This window comes from Cytobacillus sp. FSL W7-1323 (genome assembly GCF_038595015.1).
GTDB lineage: Bacteria > Bacillota > Bacilli > Bacillales > Cytobacillaceae > Cytobacillus > Cytobacillus kochii.
The window spans coordinates 2,840,903-2,865,922 of record NZ_CP151998.1 but is presented as its reverse complement, the minus strand read 5'-3'; the positions used below and the strand labels follow the sequence as shown (position 1 = coordinate 2,865,922).

The 25,020-nt window shown below is 36.1% G+C and carries 20 protein-coding genes and 1 riboswitch; of the genes, 16 read left to right on the top strand and 4 right to left on the bottom strand.

Annotated features, from left to right (window positions below; translation table 11 throughout):
- Positions 1–94 precede the first annotated feature (94 nt).
- The 7 genes from MKX67_RS14445 (at position 95) to MKX67_RS14415 (ending at position 8,618) form a co-directional block, all read left to right on the top strand.
- Positions 95–1,234, top strand: a complete 1,140-nt coding sequence (locus MKX67_RS14445) for a class I SAM-dependent RNA methyltransferase (protein WP_342488403.1) — start codon at positions 95–97, stop codon at positions 1,232–1,234.
- A 108-nt stretch (positions 1,235–1,342) separates the two neighbouring features.
- Complete coding sequence (locus tag MKX67_RS14440) at positions 1,343–1,510, top strand: hypothetical protein (protein WP_157733946.1); 168 nt, start codon at positions 1,343–1,345, stop codon at positions 1,508–1,510.
- A gap of 98 nt (positions 1,511–1,608) precedes the next feature.
- Positions 1,609–3,540 (top strand): ATP-dependent DNA helicase, encoded by a 1,932-nt coding sequence (locus MKX67_RS14435; protein WP_328197633.1) that lies wholly within the window; start codon positions 1,609–1,611, stop codon positions 3,538–3,540.
- Between the two features lie 218 nt (positions 3,541–3,758).
- Entirely contained in the window at positions 3,759–5,279 is a 1,521-nt protein-coding gene (locus MKX67_RS14430) for a carboxypeptidase M32 (RefSeq protein WP_095372811.1), read from the top strand.
- A 26-nt stretch (positions 5,280–5,305) separates the two neighbouring features.
- Entirely contained in the window at positions 5,306–6,217 is a 912-nt protein-coding gene (locus MKX67_RS14425) for an EamA family transporter (protein WP_342488402.1), read from the top strand.
- A 274-nt stretch (positions 6,218–6,491) separates the two neighbouring features.
- Positions 6,492–6,593, top strand: a riboswitch (purine riboswitch).
- 118 nt (positions 6,594–6,711) lie between these two features.
- The gene (locus tag MKX67_RS14420) at positions 6,712–7,311 is read left to right on the top strand and encodes a xanthine phosphoribosyltransferase (RefSeq protein ID WP_095372813.1); all 600 of its coding nucleotides are present in this window, start codon (positions 6,712–6,714) and stop codon (positions 7,309–7,311) included.
- The gene (locus MKX67_RS14415; protein ID WP_342488400.1) at positions 7,308–8,618 is read left to right on the top strand and encodes a nucleobase:cation symporter-2 family protein; all 1,311 of its coding nucleotides are present in this window, start codon (positions 7,308–7,310) and stop codon (positions 8,616–8,618) included. The genes MKX67_RS14420 and MKX67_RS14415 overlap by 4 nt, the downstream gene beginning before the upstream one ends.
- Before the next feature lie 323 nt (positions 8,619–8,941).
- On the opposite strand, the gene MKX67_RS14410 is transcribed toward MKX67_RS14415, so the two are convergent.
- The gene (locus MKX67_RS14410; protein WP_095372815.1) at positions 8,942–9,556 is read right to left on the bottom strand and encodes a PH domain-containing protein; all 615 of its coding nucleotides are present in this window, start codon (positions 9,554–9,556) and stop codon (positions 8,942–8,944) included.
- Between the two features lie 375 nt (positions 9,557–9,931).
- Positions 9,932–11,068, bottom strand: coding sequence for a stage II sporulation protein P (locus MKX67_RS14405; protein WP_157733948.1), 1,137 nt, complete (start codon positions 11,066–11,068; stop codon positions 9,932–9,934).
- A 385-nt stretch (positions 11,069–11,453) separates the two neighbouring features.
- On the opposite strand from MKX67_RS14405, the gene MKX67_RS14400 reads away from it, so the two are divergent.
- On the top strand, positions 11,454–11,813 hold the full coding sequence (locus tag MKX67_RS14400; protein ID WP_342488398.1) for a hypothetical protein: 360 nt from the start codon (positions 11,454–11,456) through the stop codon (positions 11,811–11,813).
- A 1,003-nt stretch (positions 11,814–12,816) separates the two neighbouring features.
- Here the strand turns inward: MKX67_RS14400 and MKX67_RS14395 are convergent.
- A complete protein-coding gene (locus tag MKX67_RS14395; RefSeq protein WP_095372818.1) occupies positions 12,817–13,299 on the bottom strand; it encodes a DUF1641 domain-containing protein in 483 nt (160 codons plus the stop codon).
- A gap of 21 nt (positions 13,300–13,320) precedes the next feature.
- Complete coding sequence (gene fdhF, locus MKX67_RS14390; RefSeq protein ID WP_095372819.1) at positions 13,321–16,260, bottom strand: formate dehydrogenase subunit alpha; 2,940 nt, start codon at positions 16,258–16,260, stop codon at positions 13,321–13,323.
- A gap of 446 nt (positions 16,261–16,706) precedes the next feature.
- Here fdhF and MKX67_RS14385 point away from each other — a divergent pair, with 446 nt between their 5' ends.
- The 8 genes from MKX67_RS14385 to MKX67_RS14350 all read left to right on the top strand — a co-directional run bounded on the left by MKX67_RS14385 (position 16,707) and on the right by MKX67_RS14350 (position 25,005).
- On the top strand, positions 16,707–17,057 hold the full coding sequence (locus MKX67_RS14385; RefSeq protein ID WP_095372820.1) for a DUF2294 domain-containing protein: 351 nt from the start codon (positions 16,707–16,709) through the stop codon (positions 17,055–17,057).
- Positions 17,058–17,071: 14 nt separating this feature from the next.
- Positions 17,072–17,863 (top strand): formate dehydrogenase accessory sulfurtransferase FdhD, encoded by a 792-nt coding sequence (gene fdhD, locus MKX67_RS14380; protein ID WP_095372821.1) that lies wholly within the window; start codon positions 17,072–17,074, stop codon positions 17,861–17,863.
- Between the two features lie 253 nt (positions 17,864–18,116).
- On the top strand, positions 18,117–18,917 hold the full coding sequence (locus MKX67_RS14375; RefSeq protein WP_095372822.1) for a formate/nitrite transporter family protein: 801 nt from the start codon (positions 18,117–18,119) through the stop codon (positions 18,915–18,917).
- A 61-nt stretch (positions 18,918–18,978) separates the two neighbouring features.
- Positions 18,979–19,101, top strand: coding sequence for a hypothetical protein (locus tag MKX67_RS14370; protein ID WP_263624244.1), 123 nt, complete (start codon positions 18,979–18,981; stop codon positions 19,099–19,101).
- 224 nt (positions 19,102–19,325) lie between these two features.
- Complete coding sequence (locus tag MKX67_RS14365) at positions 19,326–20,411, top strand: 3-oxoacyl-[acyl-carrier-protein] synthase III C-terminal domain-containing protein (RefSeq protein ID WP_095372823.1); 1,086 nt, start codon at positions 19,326–19,328, stop codon at positions 20,409–20,411.
- A gap of 5 nt (positions 20,412–20,416) precedes the next feature.
- The gene (locus MKX67_RS14360) at positions 20,417–20,968 is read left to right on the top strand and encodes an isoprenylcysteine carboxylmethyltransferase family protein (RefSeq protein WP_095372824.1); all 552 of its coding nucleotides are present in this window, start codon (positions 20,417–20,419) and stop codon (positions 20,966–20,968) included.
- Positions 20,969–20,986: 18 nt separating this feature from the next.
- Positions 20,987–21,160, top strand: coding sequence for a hypothetical protein (locus MKX67_RS14355; protein ID WP_157733949.1), 174 nt, complete (start codon positions 20,987–20,989; stop codon positions 21,158–21,160).
- 194 nt (positions 21,161–21,354) lie between these two features.
- Positions 21,355–25,005 carry a dynamin family protein gene (locus tag MKX67_RS14350; RefSeq protein ID WP_342488396.1) on the top strand — a complete coding sequence of 1,217 codons (3,651 nt, stop codon included), beginning with the start codon at positions 21,355–21,357 and terminating at the stop codon, positions 25,003–25,005.
- The last annotated feature ends 15 nt before the right edge of the window (positions 25,006–25,020 follow it).

The window sequence follows — 25,020 nt, the reverse complement described above, 5'->3', positions numbered from 1 at the left end:
TAATTAGGTGTACTTTAATAAACGAAATTATATGCTTAGACTTAATAAACTTGCTGTTAAGCGAGACCGAATAAGAGATAAAAGGATGAACGTTGTGTCTAAATTTCAATTGATTGCCACCTCTGCAATGGGGCTAGAGGCACTTGTAGCCAAGGAAGTTCGTGCGCTTGGCTATGAATGTCAAGTTGATAATGGAAAAATCACTTTTGAAGGTGATGCGCATGCGATTGCACGAAGCAATATGTGGTTAAGAACTGCTGATCGTATCAAAATCAAAGTGGGAGAATTTAAAGCAAAAACTTTTGATGAATTATTTGAGAAAACAAAGGCTTTACCATGGGAAGCATTTCTTCCGGAAAATGCAGAGTTTCCTGTTTCGGGTAAATCCGTTAAGTCCAAACTATTCAGTGTTCCTGATTGTCAAGGAATTGTAAAAAAAGCGATTGTCGAACGATTGAGGCATCATTATAAAACAAATGGTTGGTTAGATGAGAATGGCCCATTGTACAAGATTGAAGTGGCTCTTCTTAAGGATGTAGCAACAATAACAATCGATACGAGTGGAAGTGGATTGCATAAAAGAGGTTATCGAACTGGACAAGGTGAAGCGCCAATAAAGGAAACTTTAGCAGCTTCACTGATCATGCTTACTAATTGGCATCCAGACAAACCATTTGTCGATCCTTTTTGCGGGTCAGGAACGATACCTATTGAAGCTGCTTTAATAGGTCAGAATATCGCTCCTGGTTTTAACAGAGAATTTGTTTCAGAAGGTTGGGGCATTATCCCTACTAAAGTTTGGGATGAGGTAAGAATGGAAGCGGAAGATCTTGCTAATTATGATCAACCACTAGACATTACTGGAACGGATATCGATCATCGAATGGTGAAAATTGCTGAAGAGAATGCTTTTGAAGCGGGACTTGGCGATCTTGTGCAATTTAAACAGATGCAAGTACGTGATTTTACATCAACAAAGGACTACGGTGTCATTGTAGGAAATCCGCCATATGGTGAGCGGTTAGGTGATAAACCAGCAGTCCAAAGAATGTATAAAGAAATGGGTGAAGCTTTGTCTTTACTTGATACATGGTCTATTTATATCCTTACTTCTGATGAAGAATTTGAACAAGTGTTTGGAAAACCTGCAACAAAGAAAAGAAAACTTTTTAATGGGTTTATTAAAACAGACTACTATCAATATTGGGGCAAGCGACCTCCACGCAATAATTAATGGACTCTCCATGAGATTTATGATTGTATTTCTCTTTTTAAAGCAGGTATATGATGCCATAAAAGTGAATAGAATACATATATCGAATGGTTCATGGAGGTCATGATAATGAAAGATACGCAAATTGATTTTCACAAAATAATGCAAGCAATTGATGGATCTATACAAGCGATATCAACAGATCAAATGAAAGATAGTGATGCACTAAAAAAATTGCAATCTGCCCAACAAGAAATTAGGCATGCATTATCGTATTCATTATCAAAAATAAATTAAAGAGATAGTAATCGCTTATCGAAACCTTGTATGATTGAGGGGTTTCGACTTTTTTTTGCTACAATAGGGTTCATAAAAGAAGAAAACGGGGGAACGTCATGCAACAGAGTCAGATGCCGTTTACGGTTGAAAAAACAGAATCATTCTACGAGAAACTTGGGGATTGGATTGGTGATGTATTCTATGATCTACTTCCAGAGAGTGGATTTGATATACGCGATGAACAAATTTATATGGCCTTCCAATTAGAAAATGCGATGAAAGATCGAAAGGTCGTATTTGCTGAAGCAGGAGTGGGAACAGGAAAAACCATAGTCTATTTATTATATGCCCTTTGTTACGCGCGGTACCGCCACCAGCCTGCGATTATTGCTTGTGCTGATGAAACGTTAATTGAACAGTTAGTAAAGCCAGAAGGAGATATTGCCAAGTTAGAGAAAGCTTTAAATTTAAATATCGATGTTCGTTTAGCTAAATCAAGAGAGCAATATTTATGTTTGAATAAGCTGGATAAACAGCTAGCATCGATTGATAGTGATGATATCTTTATGGATGTACACGAAAGCCTCCCATCTTTTGTTGAGGAAAATGTCTCGATGAAAAAGTTTACTCCTTATGGTGATCGCAAAAGCTATCCGGAGCTGACTGATGATCAATGGGAGCAGATTGGTTGGGACTCTTTGCAAGATTGTTTCACTTGTGAAAAACGTCACCGTTGTGGACAAACATTGCATCGAGACCATTATCGCCAATCAACAGACATCATTATTTGCTCTCATGATTTTTATATGGAACATATTTGGACAAAGGAATCAAGAAAGCGAGAAGGACAGCTACCACTATTGCCAGAAGCTTCAAGTGTTGTCTTTGATGAAGGACATTTGTTAGAATATGCTGCTCAAAAAGCTTTAACTTATCGACTAACTGAACAAATTTTAGAGTCTTTATTAACGAGATTAATGGCGAACGATGTACGTGAAAAAACATTGCATACAATTGAAGATACAATTTACCAAAGTGAAATGTTCTTTCGCATACTATCACAAACGACTGAGAAAATTACAGGCTCTGAAAAACAAATGATTAAACGAGAGAAAGCTTTAATAGACGAGGCGAAAAAACTATTTGCCCATATTAGTCAGCTAGAAGAAGAACTCGTGTTTGAGAGTGAAATGTATGTCATTAATGAATACGAACTAAAGGTTGTGGAAGAGTATCTTGAGCAGATATCCTATTCTTTATCACTATTTATTAAAGACCAAAGTGGTATCGCCTGGTTTGAAGAAGAAAAAGAAGAAAGAACATTGATCATTATGCCGAGATTGGTAGAAGAAATTATGAGAGAGGAAGTATTCTCTCAGAACATTCCTTTTATCTTTTCATCAGCAACTTTATCTGAAGACCAATCGTTTAACTATATTGCGAAAAGCTTAGGTGTGGATGATTTTCTTTCCTTCACAGTAGAATCACCATTTGATTACGAAAATAATATGACTGCCTTGGCACCATTCTTTGAGACAGGCGACCATCAACAAAAAATGGATTATATGATTGCGCAATTAAATAAAGTGCAAGGTGGTAGTTTACTTCTTTTTTCAAAGAAAGAAGAGTTAGCATTGTTTAAAGACTATGCAGAAGGAAAACTTACCTACCCGATTTATTTTGAAGGTGAAGCAGAAATCAGTACGCTCGTTTCAAAATTCCAAAATGAAGAGCAGTCCATTCTTGCGTCGGTTCATTTATGGGAAGGGCTGGATATTCCTGGTGCATCGCTTGAAAATGTCTTTATCTATTCATTACCTTTTCCACCTAATGACCCAGTGTTCCAATCAAAAAGAGAACAAACAAGTAAGGCTTTTGAAGAGGTGGACATGCCTTATATGTTGTTGCGCATGAGACAAGGAATTGGCCGTCTTATTCGTACAAATGAGGATCATGGTACAGTGCATATATTACTAGAAGATGATCAACCTGGAGATGTGAAAGATAAAGTGTTTAAAATACTTCCTGTGGAAGTGAATATACGGTAAAAATGAAAAAGGAGAGACTTGTCTGGTCTCTCTTTTTTTGATTCTACTGGTTGATTTTTATTATATATGAATAGTTTTTTTCTTAAAATTAAGCGAAAAAACAAATGGTTAATTGAGAATGAAGCGCTGTTAGGCCAATATAGTGATATTAAACAACAAGTTTTATAGAAAGGAATATGCTAAAATAAACCTAGAAATAAGAAGGGGGAAAGACGAAGATGAATGCGACGATGTTAAGCATTGAAAAAGAGTTTTTAGCGTTTGTTAAAAAAATGATGGCTTATAAAGAGGCTGTTTCACTCATGTACTGGGATTTAAGAACCGGTGCGCCGAGAAAAGGTGCCGAGCAACGATCTGAAACGATCAGTATGTTATCTTCTGAATTATTTGCAATGTCAACGAGCGAGGAGATGGCAGCATACATAGGAAAACTAAGTAATAAAGAGGCAAAGGAGAGTCTTTCAGAACGGACAAATAGATTGGTAGAAGAATGTAAAAAAGAGTATGACTTAAACAAGAAAATACCTGCAGATGAATATAAAGAATATGTTACAATTCAAGCACATGCAGAAACGATTTGGGAAGAAGCGCGAGAAAAGTCTGATTTCGCAATGTTTTTACCCTATTTAGAAAAACTTGTGTATTATAATAAACGTTTTATCGGTTACTGGGGATATAAAGAACATAAATACGATACATTATTAGATCAATATGAACCAGGGATGACAGTAAAAACCTTAGATGAAGTGTTTGGTAAGTTACGTCAATCGATTGTTCCATTAGTGAAAGACATCGCTGACTCACTGAATAAACCAAGTACAGATTTCCTTTATGATACTTTCCCGAAGGCAAAACAAAAGGAATTCACACTGCAAATTCTTGATCAAATGGGTTATGATTTTGATGCAGGTCGTCTAGATGATACGGTACATCCATTCGCCACTGGTATTAATCCTGGAGATGTCCGTATTACAACGAGATATGACGAGAATGATTTTCGCATGGCTGTATTTGGTACGATTCATGAAGGTGGACACGCCATATATGAGCAAAATATTTCTAAGGAGTTGGTAGATACACTTCTTTGTGATGGCGCATCAATGGGAATCCATGAATCGCAATCACTGTTTTACGAAAATTTTGTTAGTCGTCATCAAGGGTTCTGGGAACATAATTTTGAACTGCTCAATCAATATGCCCCAGACCAATTTGACCGCATTACCTTAGATGAATTTTATCGTGCAATTAATGAATCTAAGCCATCTTTGATTCGTATTGAGGCGGATGAATTAACCTACCCACTTCATATTATGATTCGCTATGAATTAGAAAAGGCAATATTTAATGATGAAATAGAAGTGAAGGATTTACCACAGCTATGGAATGAAAAATATGAAGAATATTTAGGGGTTACCCCTAAAACTGATGCTGAGGGTGTGTTGCAGGACGTTCATTGGGCAGGCGGAAGCTTTGGATATTTCCCGTCTTACGCGTTAGGCTATATGTACGCAGCACAATTAAAACAAAGTATGTTGAAGAGTATACCTGAGTTTGATCAATTGTTAGAAGAGGGCAATCTTACCCCTATTAGAGAGTGGTTAACTGAGAATGTCCATCGCTACGGGCGTATGAAAGAGCCATTAGAAATCATTCAATCGGCAACTGGAGAAGGCTTAAATGTACAATATCTTATTGATTATTTAACAGATAAGTATCGTGCAATTTATCAACTAAACTAGATATCGCTAGAAACGGGGAGTGGAAGATGAAACGTATTCTGCCCTTTATAATGATTGCGGCTGGAGCAAGTTTATGGGGAATTATTGGCTTATTTGTGAAGGGATTAGCTTCTGCTGGTTTCACTTCAATGGAAATCGTAGCGATTCGTGCTATTTTTGCTGTTTTATTTTTATTGCTGATAGGTGTTATCCATTATCGCCAAGAGATGAAGTTACACGCTGTAGGTGATGTACGGTACTTCCTGGGTACAGGCATTTGTAGCATCGTGTTATTCAATTTTTGTTATTTCACGACAATGAGTGAGATGAGTATTTCCATGGCAGTTATATTTCTTTATACAGCACCTGCATTTGTAACGATTCTATCATTTATGTTTTTAAAAGAGAAAATGACAATAAATAAAATTATCGCCGTTATTATGACAATGGCAGGTTGTATATTAATTGCAGGCTTAGCTTTAGGAGAGAGTCAAATAACCATTTTGGGTATAATTACTGGTTTAGGCTCAGGTATTGGTTATGCGCTTTATACAATATTTGGTAAATTTGCGCTCAACCGCTATTCTCCGTTTGCCGTAACATTTTTTACTTTTATTATCGCAGCTGTTGTGCTTATACCAATAACAAGTTTGTGGGAGAAAAGTACACTCTTCATGCAAACTGATGTCATGCTTTTAAGTGTTGGCCTAGGGCTTATACCAACAGTACTTGCTTATATTCTTTATACAAAAGGGTTAGAGAAAACAGAAGGAAGTACAGCCGCAGTCATTTCCACAGTTGAACCTGTGGTTGCTACAATAATGGGTGTATTATTATTTAATGAAAGCCTTGTTTGGTTACAAGGAGTGGGGGCCCTGTTTATTGTCAGTTCAGTTGTTGTGGTGAACTTACCGCAAAAGAAAAGGAAGCGCTATACAAGCGATGAAATCACCCAATAATGACGATTATTAAGATATTTAAACATCTGAACCTATTCATTGAAGTAGGCTTAGATGTTTTTTTTGTTAGAAATGATATTGTGTGCAGAAATATCAAGAGTAAAGATGATTTTAAGAGAAGGGAACATAGACGGAGTAACGGAAAATGAGATTTTAGAAAATTACCAATAATATACGAATGATAATTACATGAAATTCTCTATTGTTCGTTTTTTCTATCATTATCCTATTGAATTTTTGAAGTCGCATGATATAATGATAGTAATTCAAATTAAATAACTTAATAGTTGTCATTCATATAATAGCGGAAATATGGTCCGCGAGTTTCTACCGAATAACCGTAAATTATTTGACTATGGGTGAGCAAGTGGAGGAGTAGTCTTTATCTGCTCTTGTTTCCACACCTTTAAAACCTAAAGGTCCTTGCTGCACTCAAGTTGAAAGTGAAGCGGATGACTTTTAGGTTTTTTGTATTATAGCCAAGGGGGATAATTATGGAGCTGCTTAAAGAAAAAATCAAACAAGAAGGAAAAGTACTTTCAGATACTGTTTTGAAGGTAGATTCTTTTCTTAATCACCAAATTGATCCTGAGCTTATGTTAGAAATAGGCAAAGAATTTGCAGCTCGGTTTAAAGAAGAAGGCGTGACGAAGATACTTACATTAGAATCTTCAGGAATTGCTCCAGCTGTCATGACTGGATTATATTTGAATGTACCTGTTGTCTTTGCTAGGAAGAGAAAATCCTTGACATTGGTTAATGATTTGTTAACTGCAGAGGTGTATTCATTTACAAAACAAGAAACCAATGAGATTTCAGTATCGCAAAAATTTATAAGTGAAAATGACCGTCTGTTAATTATTGATGACTTTTTAGCAAATGGGCAGGCAGCTCTAGGCTTAGCGGATATCGTGGACCAAGCGAAAGCATCTATCGCTGGTATGGGCATTGTCATTGAAAAGGGATTCCAAGATGGAGGAAAACAATTACGCGAAAAAGGTTATAAAGTTGAATCTTTAGCAATTGTTCAATCACTTGCGAATAGCAAGGTTACTTTTACACAAGTTGAAGAGATGGAGGAATCCTCAAAATGAATCAAAATCCGTTGAAATTAGCTTCCCTAGGAATACAACATGTGCTGGCCATGTACGCTGGAGCAGTTATTGTCCCATTGATTGTTGGTGGTGCCCTAGGTTTAACAGCAGAGCAATTAACCTATCTTGTATCAATTGATATTATGATGTGTGGGATTGCGACATTATTGCAAGTTTGGAAAAATAAATTTTTTGGTATCGGTTTGCCTGTTGTCCTAGGTTGTACATTTACAGCAGTAGGGCCGATGATTACAATCGGCGGAAACTATGGTATTACATCCATTTATGGTGCCATTCTTGTTTCTGGATTGTTTGTAATATTGGTTGCTACTTTCTTTGGTAAATTGGTTAGATTTTTCCCTCCTGTTGTAACAGGATCAGTTGTGACAATTATCGGATTAACTTTAGTTCCTGTAGCTATGAATAATATGGCTGGCGGGGAAGGTAGCCCAGATTTTGGTTCAACGGAAAATGTTATCTTAGCTTTTACAACGCTTCTTGTTATCTTAGTTTTGTATAAGTTTACAAAAGGCTTTGTACGTGCTATTTCGATTTTAATTGGTATTATTGTCGGAACGATTATTGCTTCTATCATGGGGAAAGTGAATTTTTCAGCGGTTGGCGAGGCGTCATTCTTCCATATGCCACAGCCATTTTATTTCGGAATGCCTACATTTGATTTGATTCCGATTCTTACAATGATTCTCGTGGCAATGGTCAGCCTTGTCGAATCTACGGGTGTATATTTCGCATTAGGTGATATTACGAATAAAAAATTAAAAGATAAAGACTTAGCAAGCGGTTATCGTGCAGAAGGATTAGCGATCGTCTTTGGTGGTATTTTTAACGCATTTCCATACACAACTTTTTCACAAAATGTAGGTTTAATTCAATTATCAGGTGTAAAGACCAAAAATGTTATTTATGTTGCTGGTGCATTTTTAGTCATTTTAGGGTTAGTACCTAAAATCGGTGCCTTAACAACAGTTATCCCATCTTCTGTGCTGGGTGGAGCCATGCTTGCTATGTTTGGTATGGTTATAGCATCAGGAATTAAAATGTTAAGCAAAGTAGACTTTAACTCACAAGAAAACCTACTCATTATCGCTTGTTCTGTTGGGCTAGGTGTAGGGGTTACATTTGTTCCAACGATCTTTGCGAATCTACCAGAAAATATCCGTATAATTACTGAAAGCGGAATTGTGGTTGGGAGTTTAACGGCAATTATTTTAAATATCGTTTTTAATATGCTTGGCAAAAAGAGTGGAGTAAATGAAGAGGAAGTTGAGCAAGCGAAAGCTTCTTAATAGGTAATGGAAAGCAGCTGATATTCAAGTCAGCTGCTTTTCTTTTCTTCAAAAAAAGGCGGTTCAAATCCGATTCATTAAAAGTCGATTTGATTATTCGTCTTTGATATAAAAATGGATGATAGCAGAGGAAAAAAGGATTGCTCGTTCATCGAGAGAGAAATCGTCAAAAGGGATTTGCTCGTACATCTAAAGGAAATGCAAGATATTCGAGCAAAACTCGTTTTATTAGATATGTACTACGAACTGCTGATACATAAGAAAGTATAAACGACATGCCTTTGCCTTTTGTTTCATCTATAATCGGCAAGAACCTTTTCTGTTTAGTTATTAATGTATTTTTCGAACACTGAACCGAAGTCTTTTTCATGTAGTTGATTTTTACTTGAGTCAAGCCAATTAAATGAAAATTCCGTGAGTGCTTGGAATTGTTTTGCTAGATCTTGTTCACCGATTCTCGAATTATGTAGAACTTGCACAGCTTTATCAAGGCTATCATTGGCCATTTTTAACATAATTTTGTTTTCATACACTTTTTCAGCAATATATAATAAGGCTTTATATAGATCTTTCAATTCATCTACTTGTTTTTTATCAACATCAATACTGAATGGGATACTACCAAGATTAAATTTAATCTCTACATCTAAGTCAATTTTACCAGCAGTTTCTAACTTTACGTCACTGACGTCAAATTGGAAGTAAGGATAACGCTTCATGACTCTTTTTGAAGAGATTGCGTTTTGTCCATCAATATGAATTAAACCTAAGTTAGTAAAGCAATATTCATCACTTTTCGTCATGATAAGAAAATAGATTTTTTCATTATCTTCATGACGTACAAAATCATCTGATTGTGTTTTATCAAAATCCTCTGGTTTTATAATTTTTCCGATATCTGATAAGCCTAATGCATCTGAAGCAATTTTTTTAAACATTCAAATACGCCCCTCTGTAATATAATTAGTCGATTGTTTCCAACTATCATTATAAGGGATATTACATTAGATTTGCATCACAGATTTGTAAAATTTAAAATAAGTATGAAGTCAATTAAGAAGAAAGAATGAAAGAAACTAATTAATGCTTAATAGCGATTTACTTAACCAACTTAATTAAAAATTCGAGTTCGTTCCACTTGCACCAATCGGGCCTTGAATCTGATAATCTCTCCCAATAATTAAGTTTATATCAACCCTACTATAAATTCCTTTGATCTCTTTATCTATATCAATTGTAAGTAGGGTGAAATGTGACAGTTAAATATATCCCCAGTAAACAGCGACTACTCAAAATGAATAGTCGCTGTTTAATTACTGAGATTCTACTTCTTTTTGCTTCCAGTAATATTCACTAAAAATATCGGCAAAGGCATCTGTACTATTATCAAGTTCTTCACGGTTATTGTCGACACCGCCGACTTCTAGAAGGATGGCGCGATCGGATAAGTCTTGGTTGTAGACACCATTGCCTACTGAGTAATCTTTCTTTAAGACTCCTCTACTTAGACCAGGGTATTTTTCCTCTACAGCTTTATTAAGATCTTCTGCCAGTTTTAAATTTTTTTCGTAATTCTTACTCTCTGCACCGACAACAAAGAAGAGTCGAGCATAACTTTTACCATTAATGTCAATAGTAGTGACATCTTTTCTCTGTGAATCTCGATGAATATCAATAATGTAAGTTAAGTTTTTATTACTAGCCAATGCCTCAGAAACGAAATCTCTTGCCCTTGTATAAGCATCATTATGCTGTAATCCTTGACTATGCAATGCTTCTGTCATATTTGTTCTGTTATGTTCAACGCCGATACCCTCAGCATGTAAATCCTTTTGTAGTTTAGAACCAACTGAGATCACATTATACTTTTCATCATTACTTACAGCGTCGTCTGCTGTTTGTGCTTCTTTTATAAATGGAAGGTAAGATTCATAGCTATGTGAATGATAAATATACACATTTTTTTCTTTAGGTGAAGTTGTTCCTTCCTGCTCGTCATCGTTATTATCATCATCGTTTCCGATAGTCTCTTTGTCTTTTATTAATTTATCCATTGGTACGTTTGTTGACTCAATTGGTAAAGTTGTATAATCTGTTCCTTTTCCAGCGATGTGAATTTTGCCATCGAAAAAGGAGAATAAAGGAAGTTCTCTACCAAGGAATGTTCGTGGATCCTCAGGTGTAATACTTGTTGCAAACTTAAAAGCAAGGTCAGAGATAGCCACTTCTTCAATCGCATCCTCACTAATAAAACTTTGGTTAGCACTTTTTAATAAGTGTAGATAAATGGAATGCGATTGAGGTCCATTGATGACAGAACTAGCAATATCAGAAGACATCTTTATTGTGACGAGTGCGACGGTACTTGCTAAAAAAATGCAAGCAATAGTAATGGAGAGAGCAGTAGTGTTAATAAATAGAAATAACTGATAGCCTTGTGATTTTTGCATATCATCCATCCTTTCTATTAAAATGCTTATGAAGAAAAAGAGAGAGATATGCTAAATTTAAGACTATCAATTTTGCCTTTTATAAAAAAATAACTAATTGTGGATATAAAAATAGTAGAGATAATGGAAGGTTACAAAACTGCTCTTATATCCAAGTAGGGATAAAAAATGGGTGTATCTTTTAAAGTCACTCAAATTAGAAAATAGAGTTGAGCGCCTCGTAAATTGGATTTGGAAGCCAATAATTAGAATCAAGCTGAGCTACTTAAAATGTGAGGGTAAAGTGAGTAGCGTAAATCAATTTAAGCTACTAAAAAAAAGGGCACGAGACAAGATGAGTAGGGTAACTCCAAAATGCGCTACTAAAAAGAGGAGAAGCGACAAGATGAGTAGGGCAAAATCAAAATGCGCGACTAAAAAGAGGAGAAGCGACAAGATGAGTAGGGTAACCTCAAAATGCGCGACTAAAAAGAGAAGAATCAACAAGATGAGTAGGGTAACCTCAAAATGCGCGATTAAAAAGAGAAGAATCAACAAGATGAGTAGGGTAACCCCAAAATGCGCGACTAAAAAGAGAAGAATCAACAAGATGAGTAGGGTAACCCCAAAATGCGCGACTAAAAAGAGAAGAATCAACAAGATAAGTAGGGCAAAATCAAAATGCGCGATTAAAAAGAGGAGAACCAACAAGATAAGTAGGGCAAAATCAAATGCGCGACTAAAAGGAGGAGAAGCGACAAGATGAGTAGGGTAAATCAAAATGCGCGACTAAAAAGAGAAGAATCAACAAGATGAGTAGGGCAAAATCAAAATGCGCGACTAAAAGGAGGAGAAGCGACAAGATGAGTAGGGTAAATCAAAATGCGCGATTAAAAAGAGGAGAATCAACAAGATAAGTAGGGCAAAATCAAAATGCGCGATTAAAAAGAGGAGAACCAACAAGATAAGTAGGGCAAAATCAAAAAGCGCGACTAAAAAGAGAAGAAGCGACAAGATAAGTAGGGCAAAATCAAAAAGCGCGACTAAAAAGAGAAGAATCAACAAGATGAGTAGGGTAACCCCAAAAAGCGCGACTAAAAAGAGAAGAATCAACAAGATAAGTAGGGTAATCCCAAAAAGCGCTACTAAAAAGAGGAGAATCAACAAGATGAGTAGCGCGAAATTAACCCCTGCTACTAAAAAAAGAAGAACCAACAAGATAAGTAGGGCAACCCAATTCCCGCTATAAAAGAGAAAAACCAACAAGATAAATAGCGCAAACCCCGTTTCGTATAAAACCTCCTTTTAGAAGGCCACCATTGCTGTGACGGACCTTGACAAACATTTGAAGGGGATTGATTCCATATGAGAGAATCAGGCTTGAAAGCTTGATAGGGTTAGCCTTTTTTACGGGCTTGTTGAGGTTGCGTGGGGGATAACTAACGGTCGTATTTGATTAATGATAGATCATCAAAGCTGTATAAGGTAGATAATCTTAGCAGAATTTAGGAAAAAAACAGAAATGAAGATCGAGCACCAAAATAGACACTCATCTATGAGATTAAGTCATGGTATAAGAATAGCTTTAGGAAGTGAACGATTAACTAGAAAAGAAAGGAGGATGATGAAGTCCTCTATCTCGATAAGTTAGGTTTTATATGTAGCCAGAGGAAGAGGGGGGAGAATCTTTCTTTGTATAACTTTTATATTGCTCAGGGTGAATGATAATGAAAAACCTCCCACAACAATCGAGTGGGAGGTTTACTGCATTATTTATCTTCTTTTAATTCCCTACCCATGCCTTTAAGGAAATGAATACCGAATCCAATAGCGCGATTAATATCAGGGTCATTTAAAACTTTGGCCAATTGCATAATACCAATTTTCTTTTCTTCATGTAAGAAGTTTTTTCCTTCGTCCATGCCTGATACTGCACTTTTAATGAGTTTTGTTGTTTGTTCAGGGTCAGCTTGCATAAGTGCACCAGTTGCACCCATTAATGTGTTAATCAAGTTGGTTACAGGTTCTTTTGTTACTTGACCAAGTGCTACTTTAGCAATTTGTTCTTTCCCTTTTAACATGGAATTGGCTGCATCAAGCATACCTGCTTGTTGTAATTCGCCAATAAGAGCCATGATACTTTGTACTGCTTGATCATTTTCAGTGAGTAATGATTTTAATTCGTTAAGCTTTTGCTCTTGTTCAAGGGCTTCATTTCTCTCACGATGAATTTCAGTAATAGGCGCTGCCATAATGAATCACCTCTCCAATCTTTATTGATCTGTTAAATGAACATAGCCTTCGCGATTCCATTTACGTTGAACTTCCACACCGTTTTGTGGATTGCGTTTTTTATTACGCGGGTTCGTTTTTGGTAATGGTTTGTCGCCGGCTTTGTTATTTAAAATTTCCATACGAACTTTCGTTTGTTTATAAGCCGGTGTACGCGTTCGTTTATCATATAAAGGACCAGTTAAGAAATTGATAGCAGAATCCTTATCAACTGAATTCATTGGTAAGTACAGTTCGTTTTTCTTCACTCGGTCTGTAATTAGAACATTCAATTTAACTGCACCAAATGGAGAGACGAGTCTTACTGTCGAGCCATCTGAAAGTTTTCTTTCTTGTGCTAGTTCTTCTGATACTTCCACAAATACATCTGGTACTTTTGCAGTCAGGCCTCTTGACTTATTGGTCATATTTCCTTCATGGAAGTGTTCAAGCATACGCCCATTATTAATATGGAGGTCATATTCTTCAGGGAAATATGCAGGTTCTGCCCAATCAGATAAGGCGAAACGCGCTTTTTTGTCTGGGAAGTTAAAACCATCTTCATATAACAATGGTGTGCTTGCTCCATCAAGACTTCCCCATAAGAAGCTACCCCAACCTTCTAGTACATCATAGCTTGCTTGAGAGAATAGTGGTGCAAGACTCGCCATTTCAGCAAAGATTTCACTAGGGTGTGTATATGTCCAATTTGCCCCTAGGCGATTAGCTACTTCTTGAATAATCCACCAGTCAGGTTTAGAGTCTCCTAATGTTGGTAACGCTTGGTACAATCTTTGTACACGACGTTCAGTATTTGTAAATGTACCTGTTTTTTCTAGTGATGGTGCGGCAGGTAAAATAACGTCAGCGTATTGAGCTGTGCGAGAGAAGAATATATCCTGAACAACAAAGAAGTCAAGACTAGAAAGTACTTTATCTACATGGTTCGCGTCCGAATCAACAAGTGCCATGTCTTCACCAACAAGGTACATTGCTTTCATTTCATCTTTTTCAATCGCTTGTAACATTTGAATATTATCTAAACCTGGTGTACCTGAGATTTCAACTCCGTAAGCTTTCTCAAACTTCGCACGAGCGATATCATCGGTAATATGTTGATAGCCTGGTAACCAAGTAGGTAAGGTACCCATATCACATGCACCTTGTACATTGTTATGTCCACGCAATGGATAAGCTCCAGCACCTGGGCGACGATAGTTACCTGTTGCTAATAACAGGTTAGAAATAGCAGCTGAAGTATCAGAACCACCAGTATTTTGCGTAACGCCCATACCCCAAAGGACACAAGTACCGTCAGCATCACGAATCATTTCGGCAATTTCGATGATTTGTGATTGTGATAAACCAGTCGTTTCTTCAGCATATGCTAACGTATATTTCTCTAAAACTTCATTAAAATCATCGAAGTAATTGACATTTTCCTTAATAAATTCAGCATCATGCCAACCTTGATCGATCATGTATTTGGTTACAGCCATTAACCAAACTTGGTCTGTTCCTTGTTTCGGACTTATAAATATATCAGAACGTTCAGCCATCTCATTTTTACGCAAGTCTGCGACAATTAACTTTTGACCGTGGTATTTATGGGCTCTTTTTACACGTGTAGCAAGAACAGGGTGACCCTCTGCCGGGTTTGCACCAACAATAATGACAAGACCTGCTTCAGCAATATCTTTAATAGTTCCAGCGTCACCGCCCATACCTACAGTTCTGAATAAGCCATCAGTGGCTGGTGATTGGCAATAACGAGAGCAGTTATCGATATTATTCGTTTCAAATACTTGTCTAGCTAATTTTTGTAATGAATAGCTATCTTCATTTGTAATTTTTGAAGAAGAAATAAAGCCAATTGAATCTTTGCCGAATTCTTCTTTAATACTTCCTAGTTTACTAGCTACAAGGTCTAATGCCTCGTTCCAACTAGCTTCTACAAAGCGACCTTCTTTTCTAATCAATGGTTTTGTAATTCTCTCTTCAGAATTAACAAAATCCCAACCGAATTTACCTTTAACACAAGTGGAAATTGCATTTACTGGTGCATCGTGGCTTGGTTGCACTTTCAAAATTTCACGGTCTTTTGTCCATACTTCAAACGAACAACCTACACCACAGAAAGTACAAACGGTTTTTGTTTTTTCGATTCTTTCTTCACGCATCGCAGCTTCAACTTCTGATACAGCAAAAATCGTGCCATAGTTCGGTTCTACTTCTTTTACAAGGTCAATCATTGGTGTCATGATCTCATCATCAATCTTTGTCATGAAACCTGCATTACCGAGCATTGATTTTTCCATTAAGGCATTACATGGACAAACCGTTACACATTGTCCGCATGAAACACATGACGATTCATCAATGGATACACCTTGGTCCCAAATAACTCTTGGTCTTTCTCTTTCCCAATCAATTGAAAGTGTTTCATTTACTTGTAGACTTTGACAAATCTCAACACATTGTCCACAGGCAATACATTGATTTGGATCATAACGATAGAAAGGATGCGACATATCGACAGCCGATTTATCTTCTTTAGGCGTATAAGGATACTTTTGATGCTCAATCTCTAATAATTCAGCTGTATTATGGACTTTACAGTTGCCGTTATTATTATCACAAACTGTACAATACAGTAAATGGTTTTCTAAAATACGGTCCATTGCTTCTGTTTGTGCCTCTTTGGCACGGTTGGAGCTTAAGCTAACACTCATACCACTTTCTGCTACAGTCGAGCATGAGCGCATAAGTTGACCATTTACTTCTACAATACATGTGTCACATGTTTGTATTGGGTCAACCTCTGGTAAATAACAAATCTGTGGATGTTCAATTTGATTTTGATTAATGATTTGGAGAATGGTTTGCCCCTCATGCCCCTCATAATCCACACCATTAATTGTAATGTTTACATTGGAAGTCAATTTTGTTTCCCCCTTACACTTGATCAAACAATGGTTTAAAGAGAATAAAGTGAGTGTTTCTGCTTAAACCAATAAAAAAACCACCATGTACTATACCGCTTTCAAAAAGCGAGCATAATCCATGGTGGAATAGTTAAATAACAACGCTTGCTATTATACCAATCCATACCATTTTTAGTATGTAGAAAGTACCATTGATAGAGAGACAACATGAAAATATTACCCCTCCAACAATTCCACTAGTTATTATAGCGCTAAAAATTAAATTTAACAATAATGAATTTAATCTTATAACGATTACAGTCCAATAGGGTAATTTTGGTATTGTGAAACAGTGAAGCAATCATCGTGCAATTTTTTTCCTATTTGCAGCCCCTTTCATTTTTTTTAAGCATGTACTATGATTATACAATTGAGACAGAATCTTATATAAAGGGGTAAAGAAGATGTCAAAAATGGTGCATGAGTTTAATGATATCATTCGTAAATTAAGAAAAGACTTATTTGGTAAGGGACCGGAGAAAATCCACACAGTGTTTGTAGAGAATATGGCCGTTTCGACTTTATACGGTAATCTCACACCGACAGAACAATTTATTTCTCGTACAGAAGATGGCAAAGAAATGGTGCATTCAGCAAGAACAAAAATGATTCAAGATGTATATGCAGAAGGTACGCCAGAAGGAATGGAAGAATTGGTCGGTGCGACGCTGTTACATTTGTTTTCTGATATTAAAGTGGAAGAGAATATGGCGATATCTGTATTTGTATTCGATAAAAATATCATAGATTCATAGAAAGAGGAGAAAAGATGAAGCAAGTGGAAACGAGTCGTAAAATCATACGAGTGACTGGAAATAAAGTTGAAAAAATGGAAGATACCATTGTTACCGAATATGCAGTAACGGTTAAGCTGAATGGAGAAGAGCTAGTCACAATGGTATGTACACCAGAATATATTGAGGACATGGTGATAGGTTATCTTGCATCAGAAGGTATCATAAGATCTTACAAGCATATTAAAGATATATGGGTACAAGAAAAGGAAGGGTTCGTTCATGTTACAACAGATCGTACAAATCCTTATATACAAAACTTCCAAAATAAAAGATATATTACTTCTTGTTGTGGTATGAGTAGACAAGGCTTTGTTTTTGTTAATGATGCATTAACAGCTAAGAAAATGGAAGATGTTAATATTCGATTAACTGTCAATGAATGTAATCAGTTAATGGAACAATTACAAGCGTCTGCGACTACATTTAAACAAACAGGTGGTGTACATAGCGCTGCGCTTTGTGACAAAAATGGGATATTATTAAGCAGAATGGATATTGGTAGGCATAATGCGCTTGATAAGATATATGGTTATAGTTTAAGAGAGGGCATCAGCATGAAAGGGAAGATTATTGTTTTCACAGGAAGAATCTCCTCAGAAATACTTTTAAAGGTAGCAAAAATTGGTTGTGAAATGATTCTCTCAAAATCTGCACCAACAGAGTTTGCTTTGCGCTCAGCAGAGGAATTAGGAATTACGACTGTTGGATTTATTCGTAATGGCAACATGAATATATATACTTATCCTGAACGAATCCTATTATAAAAAGAAATACTTCGCTACACGAAAAAAATAAAAAATAGTCTAGTAAAATTTTTTGTTTTTTGGTAGCATATAGTTTGCAATGGGTAAATGGAAGTAAGGCAAGCACTGTTTTATTTCTTTTTACAAACAATATAAATATGATGACTGATACTTCTGTAGGGGATTGCAGAAGGGTTAGGCAGCATTCTTTGAAATCCTTTACAAAAGTAAGGGATGTCTGAGTGCTGCCTTTTTTATTTAGGGGGTAGTTAGAATGGGATTTAGTAAACCGCAAGAAATTATGGAACAGACGATTGCAACAGGTGTTGCAAAAACGAAAATACCACTTTTGTCGCTGTTGGTTTTAGGCTTTTTAGGTGGGGCATTTATTGCACTAGGATTTTTATTAGACATTCGTGTTATTGGGAATTTACCGGCAGAGTGGGGAAGTTTCGGATCGTTTTTAGGTGCAGCAGTTTTCCCTTTAGGCCTTGTATTAGTAGTATTGGCTGGGGCTGAATTAATTACAGGTAACATGATGTCAGTTGCGAGTGCTTTGTTCTCAAAGAGAATTAGTCTTGGGCAATTATTGAATAATTGGTTTTGGGTGTTATTATCCAATTTTGTAGGGGCACTGTTTGTTGCTTATTTCTTTGGACATGTCGTTGGATTAACAGAGACAGGTCCATACCTTGATAAAACAGTAGCGATTGCTGGTGCAAAAATTGATGATACATTCTTACAAACATTTGTTTCAGCGATTGGTTGTAACTGGCTCGTATGCCTAGCTGTTTGGTTAGCTTATGGTGCTCATGATTTTGCAGGTAAAATTTTGGCTATTTGGTTCCCGGTTATGGCATTTGTTGCGATTGGATTCCAGCACGTTGTTGCCAACATGTTCGTTATTCCAGCTGCGATTTTTGCAGGTTCGTTTACTTGGGTAGATTTCATTGGCAATATCATACCTGCCTTTTTAGGTAATGTAGTTGGAGGGGCTGTGTTTGTTGGCCTAGCTTACTTTGTCTCTTATAAACCAAAAAATGAAACAAAATCTCAGTTGAAAAAAGCTTCATAATAGAAGCACATTCATCATAGCTTACATAAAATAATCTATTAGAGATATTGGATGTGAGCAAATGCAGCAATATTATTGTGATTATTGTAAAACGCTATATAAAGAACAAGGAGTTTGTCGTGTCTGTGGTCAAATCATTGATAAAACGATTATCATTGATGTGCATAAGCAAGGCAATAAATAAGCAATTATAATTGGTAAAGTTTGCGTAATGCCAAGAGAGCCACTTTAAGATATGATAAAAGGGCACAGCAACTCCTTCAAAACACATCTTTCTGAGCCGAATGAGATAACTCATTCGGCTTTTTTTTATGCAAAAAATGAACGAGAAAGATTAAAAACCAATCAATGCATAAATATCCTTATTAAGGAAAAAATACCCGTACATAGACAGAAAGGGAGTTCCTTATGCCAGCTATTTTATCTATCTCAGAAGTACCCCCATCAAATGAAATTACTCAAAATGAAGTGGTAGCATTTGCACGCCACTTATTTGGGCAATCTTTCAAAGATATCGATCGTTTATTAAAAGTATTCCAAAACGGACAAATTGAAAAACGTCATTTTGCCAAAGAACTAGATTGGTTTAAAGAGGACCATAGCTTTGCTGATAAAAATGATGCCTTCATTGAAACGGGAGTAAAACTTGGGTGTGAGGCGATTGAAAAGTGTTTAACAACGAGGGAGTTTCTAAATCAACCTATTAAGTATCAAGAGATAGATGCGATTTTTACGATTACTAGCTCAGGTTTAGCTACACCATCGCTTGAGGCAAGAATAATGAATCTATTACCCTTTTCTGAGCAAACAAAAAGGATCCCAATATGGGGCTTAGGCTGTGCAGGTGGTGCATCGGGTTTATCAAGGGCTTATGAATATTGCTTAGCTTATCCAAAAGCAAAGGTTTTAGTATTAACAATTGAATTATGCAGTTTAACTTTTCAAAGAAATGATCGCTCTAAGAGTAATCTTGTTGGTACTTCTTTATTTGCTGATGGTGTTGCCTGTGCATTAATCGCTGGTGATGAAAGTGGTTATCAAAAATATCAGAAATTGCCTGCCATCCCCCATATATACGGGACACAATCAACGACAAAAAAGGATTCGCTTGATGTAATGGGTTGGGACGTAAAGGATGATGGTTTATATGTCATATTCTCAAGAGATATTCCCACAATTATTGAAGGCTGGCTGAAGCCAAATGTACAGACATTCTTAAATCAATTCTCATTACAAATAACCGATTTGCAACATTTTATTGCTCATCCAGGTGGAAAAAAAGTGATTGATGCTTATCAAGCGTCTTTACAAATTCCTGCTGAGATGACCGCCACTTCACTTGACGTTCTAAGGGAGTTCGGCAATATGTCATCAAGCACAATATTATATGTTTTGCGAAGGTTTTTTCTCCTTGGAAAAAAGGATGATATAGGTTTGGCAACTGCCTTAGGGCCGGGTTTTAGCTCGGAATTACTTTTATTAAAATGGAGGTGAATTAAATGTTTTTTTATTTTCTTCTATTTGTTATTTCTCAACGGTGTATCGAGTTAATCGTCGCAAGATTCAATGAGGATTGGATGAAAAAAAGAGGTGGCATTGAATTTGGTCAAAGTCATTATCCACTAATCGTTATGGTACATAGTTTGTTTTTTATTGTTTTAACAGTTGAGGTAATTGTGTTCGGTAAAGGATTATCTCCTTATTGGTATTATTTACTGCCGTTATTTATACTCACACAAGTGATAAGAATATGGGCGTTATCTTCCTTAGGGAGGTTCTGGAATACAAAGATTATTGTTTTACCCAAAGCAAAAGTGGTAACTAAAGGACCATACCGTTGGCTAAAGCACCCAAACTATACAGTCGTTGCAATGGAGTTTCTTATTATGCCTCTATTGTTTCAAGCTTACTATACTGCCCTTGTTTTCACTCTGTTAAATTTCTTTATTTTAGCCATTCGTATTCCAGTTGAGGAAGAAGCATTAAAAGCATTAACGAAATATGAAGAAGCGTTTCCTATGAAGAGAGATGAAGAAATAGGAAAAATTTGAAAAAGGTTTATTTTAGTATTGAAAATCATTCTCGATTATGATAAATTATTAATTGAAGATGATACTTATTCTCAATTAATGAAAGGCGTGATACATTTGACAGCTCTTTTTGTGGTTGGCACTATCGCTGTTTATGGTGCAGTAATGAAATATGTGTTGAATGGTGTTACAAAGTCAGAAGCAAAATCTTAAATTAGCGTTTACCCCTTTATTACATATAGGAAGAAGCCTTAGTGAGTGAGGCTTCTTCTTTTTTTTGGTGAAAATACCAATTTTCATAACGAAAGGTTCACTTTACCCCATATTTATAATATATTAATACCTATATAGGAAAAAAGCTTGCGCAATTATAATAGTAGTAAATTGATGTGACAAGGGGATTAATTATGGTTCAAACAGTGGGTAAACAACTTAGTCAAAATGAATTAATTGAAAGAATAGCAGCATTATCATTGTTTTTTGAACAAAATGGAGATAATGTTTCTGCTTCAAGAGCAAGAGACCTCGTCTATAAATTACGAGATTCACAATACGCGATTGCATTTTGTGGACATTTCTCTGCGGGTAAATCGAGCATGATCAATAAAATTGTGGGAGAAAACTTACTGCCATCCAGCCCTATCCCAACAAGTGCGAATTTAGTTAAAGTGAAATCTGGAGAGGATTATGCCAAGGTGTATCTTAAGGAAGGGATGCCAAAGCTCTATCCTGCACCTTATGATTATGAAAAAATTAAAAAATATAGTAAAGATGGAGACCTCATTCATACTGTAGAAATTAGCCATTCGGAAACAAATTTGCCAAAAGATACGGTTATTATGGATACACCAGGAATTGATTCAACAGATGATGCGCATAGAATTGCTACTGAGTCGGCTCTACATTTAGCTGATATGGTCTTTTATGTGATGGATTATAATCATGTGCAATCAGAACTCAACTTCTTATTCACTAAAGACTTAACTGCAGCGGGTAAACAAGTATACTTAATTATCAATCAAATAGATAAGCATCGAGAAGAAGAATTAAGTTTTCAACATTTTACTGAAAGTGTAAAGGATTCTTTCGCCTCGTGGGGCGTTCAACCTGAAAGAATCTTCTATACATCGTTGAAGAAACCAGAGTTACCACATAATGATTTTTCTGCTCTTCAGAAGTTCATCTACGAACAAATTGGCCAAAAAGATAGGCTCTTACCACAATCTGTTCTTCACTCATTACAGAAATTAACTGAAGAACATTTTATCTTCTTAGAAGAAAAAGACACTCATGACATAGCAGCTAATGAGGAAATTTTAGCAGCTCTGCCTGAAGATGAACGAGCGCTCGTATTTGAAAAGATTGAACAATTACAGTCACATAAACAAGCATTGCAGCAAAAAAAATATCAGGCAGAAATTGATTTGAATCATGATATGGAAGATATCTTAAATAATGCTTATTTAATGCCGTTTCAAACGAGAGAATTAGCTGAGAATTATTTAGAATCAATGCAACCTGGCTTTAAAGTAGGCCTATTATTTGCGAAGGCTAAAACTGAACAAGAACGAAGTACAAGGCTAAGTCTTTTATATAACGATTTAAAGGAAAAAGTCCAATCGCAAATTGAATGGCATGTGAAAGAGTTATTCTTAAAAAAATTAAAAGATGATCACATACATCATAATGAGTTACAGTCACAAGCTCAAAACATTAATATCAATATACCAGAAAGCCTGTTAAAGACAGCTATTAAAGAAGGGGCGAGGCTCTCAGGTGATTATGTTTTGCAATATACACGGGATGTGTCTGATGCTGTAAAAAAAGAAACGAAGAAACAAATAATCAACTGGAAAGAGTTGTATTTGAAAGAGTTAGAAGAGTTAGCTAATGAAAAAATTCTCGCAATGAAAGATGAATGGGATGCTTATGCTCGTTTCGGTGAGGCACTTAGTATATTAAAGGAAATTAAAGCAAAACAATCAGAGCAAAAAGCAGAAATTAAGAAACTATTGGCAGGAGAGCTAGACCTTAAAAAAGTTTCAGCTTCCGTCCAAGAGTTAATGAGACCAAAGGATGAAGATGTCCAAATTATTCGTGAAGGTGAAGAAGAGTTTGTTGATACTAAACAAGTAGTGAGTACTCATTCAATTGTTGAAAAAGAAATGAACCAAGAAAATAATCATGAAGCTGATATCGAGGCTCTAATTAGTAAGCTCGAGCATACCGCAAAAGAGTTACGAGATATCCCAGGTTTCCACAAAATATCAGCAGAGCTATTAGAGAAAGCTGACCGACTACAATCACGCAGTTTCACTGTTGCTTTGTTTGGTGCCTTTAGTGCTGGAAAATCTTCGTTTGCCAACGCATTAATTGGTGAAAAAATCTTGCCGGTATCGCCAAATCCAACAACTGCTGCCATTAATAAAATTATGCCTGTTACTGCAGAGTACCCTCATGGTACCGTTAAGGTATTTGTAAAAAGTGAAAAAGTCATGTTTGCAGATATTAATCGTTCGCTACAAGTCTTTAATCAACAAGCACAATCATTTACTGAAGCTATAGGGAAGATAGATGTGATTTTAAAAGAGCATCATGATTTTGATGCGCATGAAAAAACGCACTTTGCCTTTCTTGCGGCCTTTGCCAAAGGGTATAATAATTTTCAAGAAAAGCTTGGTAAAGAAGTGATTACAGACCTCACAGAACTAGCAGATTATGTTGCTAAAGAAGAAAAATCATGTTTTGTTGAGATGATTGAAGTATTTTATCAATGTGAATTGACTGACAGAGGCATTACACTCGTTGATACTCCAGGTGCGGATTCCATTAACGCACGTCATACAGGAGTAGCTTTTGACTATATTAAAAACTCAGATGCCATTCTTTTCGTGACGTACTATAATCATGCTTTCTCCAAAGCCGATCGTGAGTTCCTTATACAGTTGGGCCGGGTTAAAGATGCGTTTGAACTTGATAAAATGTTCTTTGTTGTCAACGCTATTGACCTTGCAAGTGATGAAGAAGAGAAAAACGATGTCTTGCAATATGTTCATGATCAGCTCATTCAATACGGCATTAGAAGACCAACCTTACATGGGTTATCGAGTTTACAGGCATTATTCGAAAAACAATCAGGTGAAGAACATTCTTCTGGAATGAAGGATTTTGAAGAAAGTTTCTATCGTTTCATTAATCACGATTTGATGTCACTTTCATTATCTGCTGCTGAACTTGAGTGGAATCGAGTAATGAACCAATTGCGTACATTTATTGAATCTTCTAAAGAAAGTAAAGAAGCAAAGTTAGCAAAAAGAGAACTTCTAACGAATGAACTAGCGATTATTAAAGAGAAGATTGCTAAAGATGATCTTGATTTATTAACTCAAGCATTAAATCAAGAAGCGGACGAACTAGTGTTTTATATCAAACAAAGAGTTTTCTTACGATTTAATGATTTCTTAAAAGAATCTTTTAATCCAGGACAATTAAAAGAGGATGGCCGTGATATGAAAAAAGCGCTCCAAGTAGCTTTAGAGGACTTTTTACAAAGTTTCGGATTTGACTTTGCCCAAGAATTGCGAGCGACGACCATTCGTCTAGAAGTATTTATAGGAAAGTTATTACAACAAACATACGAGAAACGAAGTAACCAAGTAAACCAATTGAATCGCGATGTAACCTTTAGTCGTCCAGAAAATCCTTCTTTTGAAGGGGTGAATTTTGAGTCTGCTTTCAGTAACGTGGATCGCACTACATTTAAAAAAGCAATGAGTTATTTTAAAAACCCTAAGAACTTCTTTGAGAAGAATGAAAGAAAATTACTAGCAGAAAGTCTTGAGGAAAGCTTGCAAGAACCAACAGATGTATATTTACAAGAATCATCTAAACAACTCAAAGATTATTATGATGAGAAACTTTCAGCCGTTTATCAACAACTACTGTCTGATTTAATTGCTGAATCAGAAGAGTATTATAAAGGGTTGTTAGCAACATTATCTCAAGACTTCCCAATTGAACAGTTAGTTGCAACAGAAGAACGTCTGAGGGCCTATTAAGGCATTGGAGGTGAC

Coding starts and splice junctions, on each gene's coding strand:
- MKX67_RS14395 (WP_095372818.1), bottom strand. CDS start 13,299: ATGGCAGCGCCTATTACTGAAATTCATCGTGAGAGAAATGAAGCCCTT.
- MKX67_RS14440 (WP_157733946.1), top strand. CDS start 1,343: ATGAAAGATACGCAAATTGATTTTCACAAAATAATGCAAGCAATTGAT.
- MKX67_RS14350 (WP_342488396.1), top strand. CDS start 21,355: ATGGTTCAAACAGTGGGTAAACAACTTAGTCAAAATGAATTAATTGAA.
- MKX67_RS14400 (WP_342488398.1), top strand. CDS start 11,454: ATGAGTAGGGCAAAATCAAAATGCGCGACTAAAAAGAGGAGAAGCGAC.
- MKX67_RS14405 (WP_157733948.1), bottom strand. CDS start 11,068: ATGCAAAAATCACAAGGCTATCAGTTATTTCTATTTATTAACACTACT.
- fdhD (WP_095372821.1), top strand. CDS start 17,072: ATGAAGCAAGTGGAAACGAGTCGTAAAATCATACGAGTGACTGGAAAT.
- MKX67_RS14370 (WP_263624244.1), top strand. CDS start 18,979: ATGCAGCAATATTATTGTGATTATTGTAAAACGCTATATAAAGAACAA.
- MKX67_RS14360 (WP_095372824.1), top strand. CDS start 20,417: ATGTTTTTTTATTTTCTTCTATTTGTTATTTCTCAACGGTGTATCGAG.
- MKX67_RS14430 (WP_095372811.1), top strand. CDS start 3,759: ATGAATGCGACGATGTTAAGCATTGAAAAAGAGTTTTTAGCGTTTGTT.
- MKX67_RS14420 (WP_095372813.1), top strand. CDS start 6,712: ATGGAGCTGCTTAAAGAAAAAATCAAACAAGAAGGAAAAGTACTTTCA.
- MKX67_RS14435 (WP_328197633.1), top strand. CDS start 1,609: ATGCAACAGAGTCAGATGCCGTTTACGGTTGAAAAAACAGAATCATTC.
- MKX67_RS14415 (WP_342488400.1), top strand. CDS start 7,308: ATGAATCAAAATCCGTTGAAATTAGCTTCCCTAGGAATACAACATGTG.
- MKX67_RS14385 (WP_095372820.1), top strand. CDS start 16,707: ATGTCAAAAATGGTGCATGAGTTTAATGATATCATTCGTAAATTAAGA.
- MKX67_RS14365 (WP_095372823.1), top strand. CDS start 19,326: ATGCCAGCTATTTTATCTATCTCAGAAGTACCCCCATCAAATGAAATT.
- MKX67_RS14375 (WP_095372822.1), top strand. CDS start 18,117: ATGGGATTTAGTAAACCGCAAGAAATTATGGAACAGACGATTGCAACA.
- MKX67_RS14410 (WP_095372815.1), bottom strand. CDS start 9,556: ATGTTTAAAAAAATTGCTTCAGATGCATTAGGCTTATCAGATATCGGA.
- MKX67_RS14425 (WP_342488402.1), top strand. CDS start 5,306: ATGAAACGTATTCTGCCCTTTATAATGATTGCGGCTGGAGCAAGTTTA.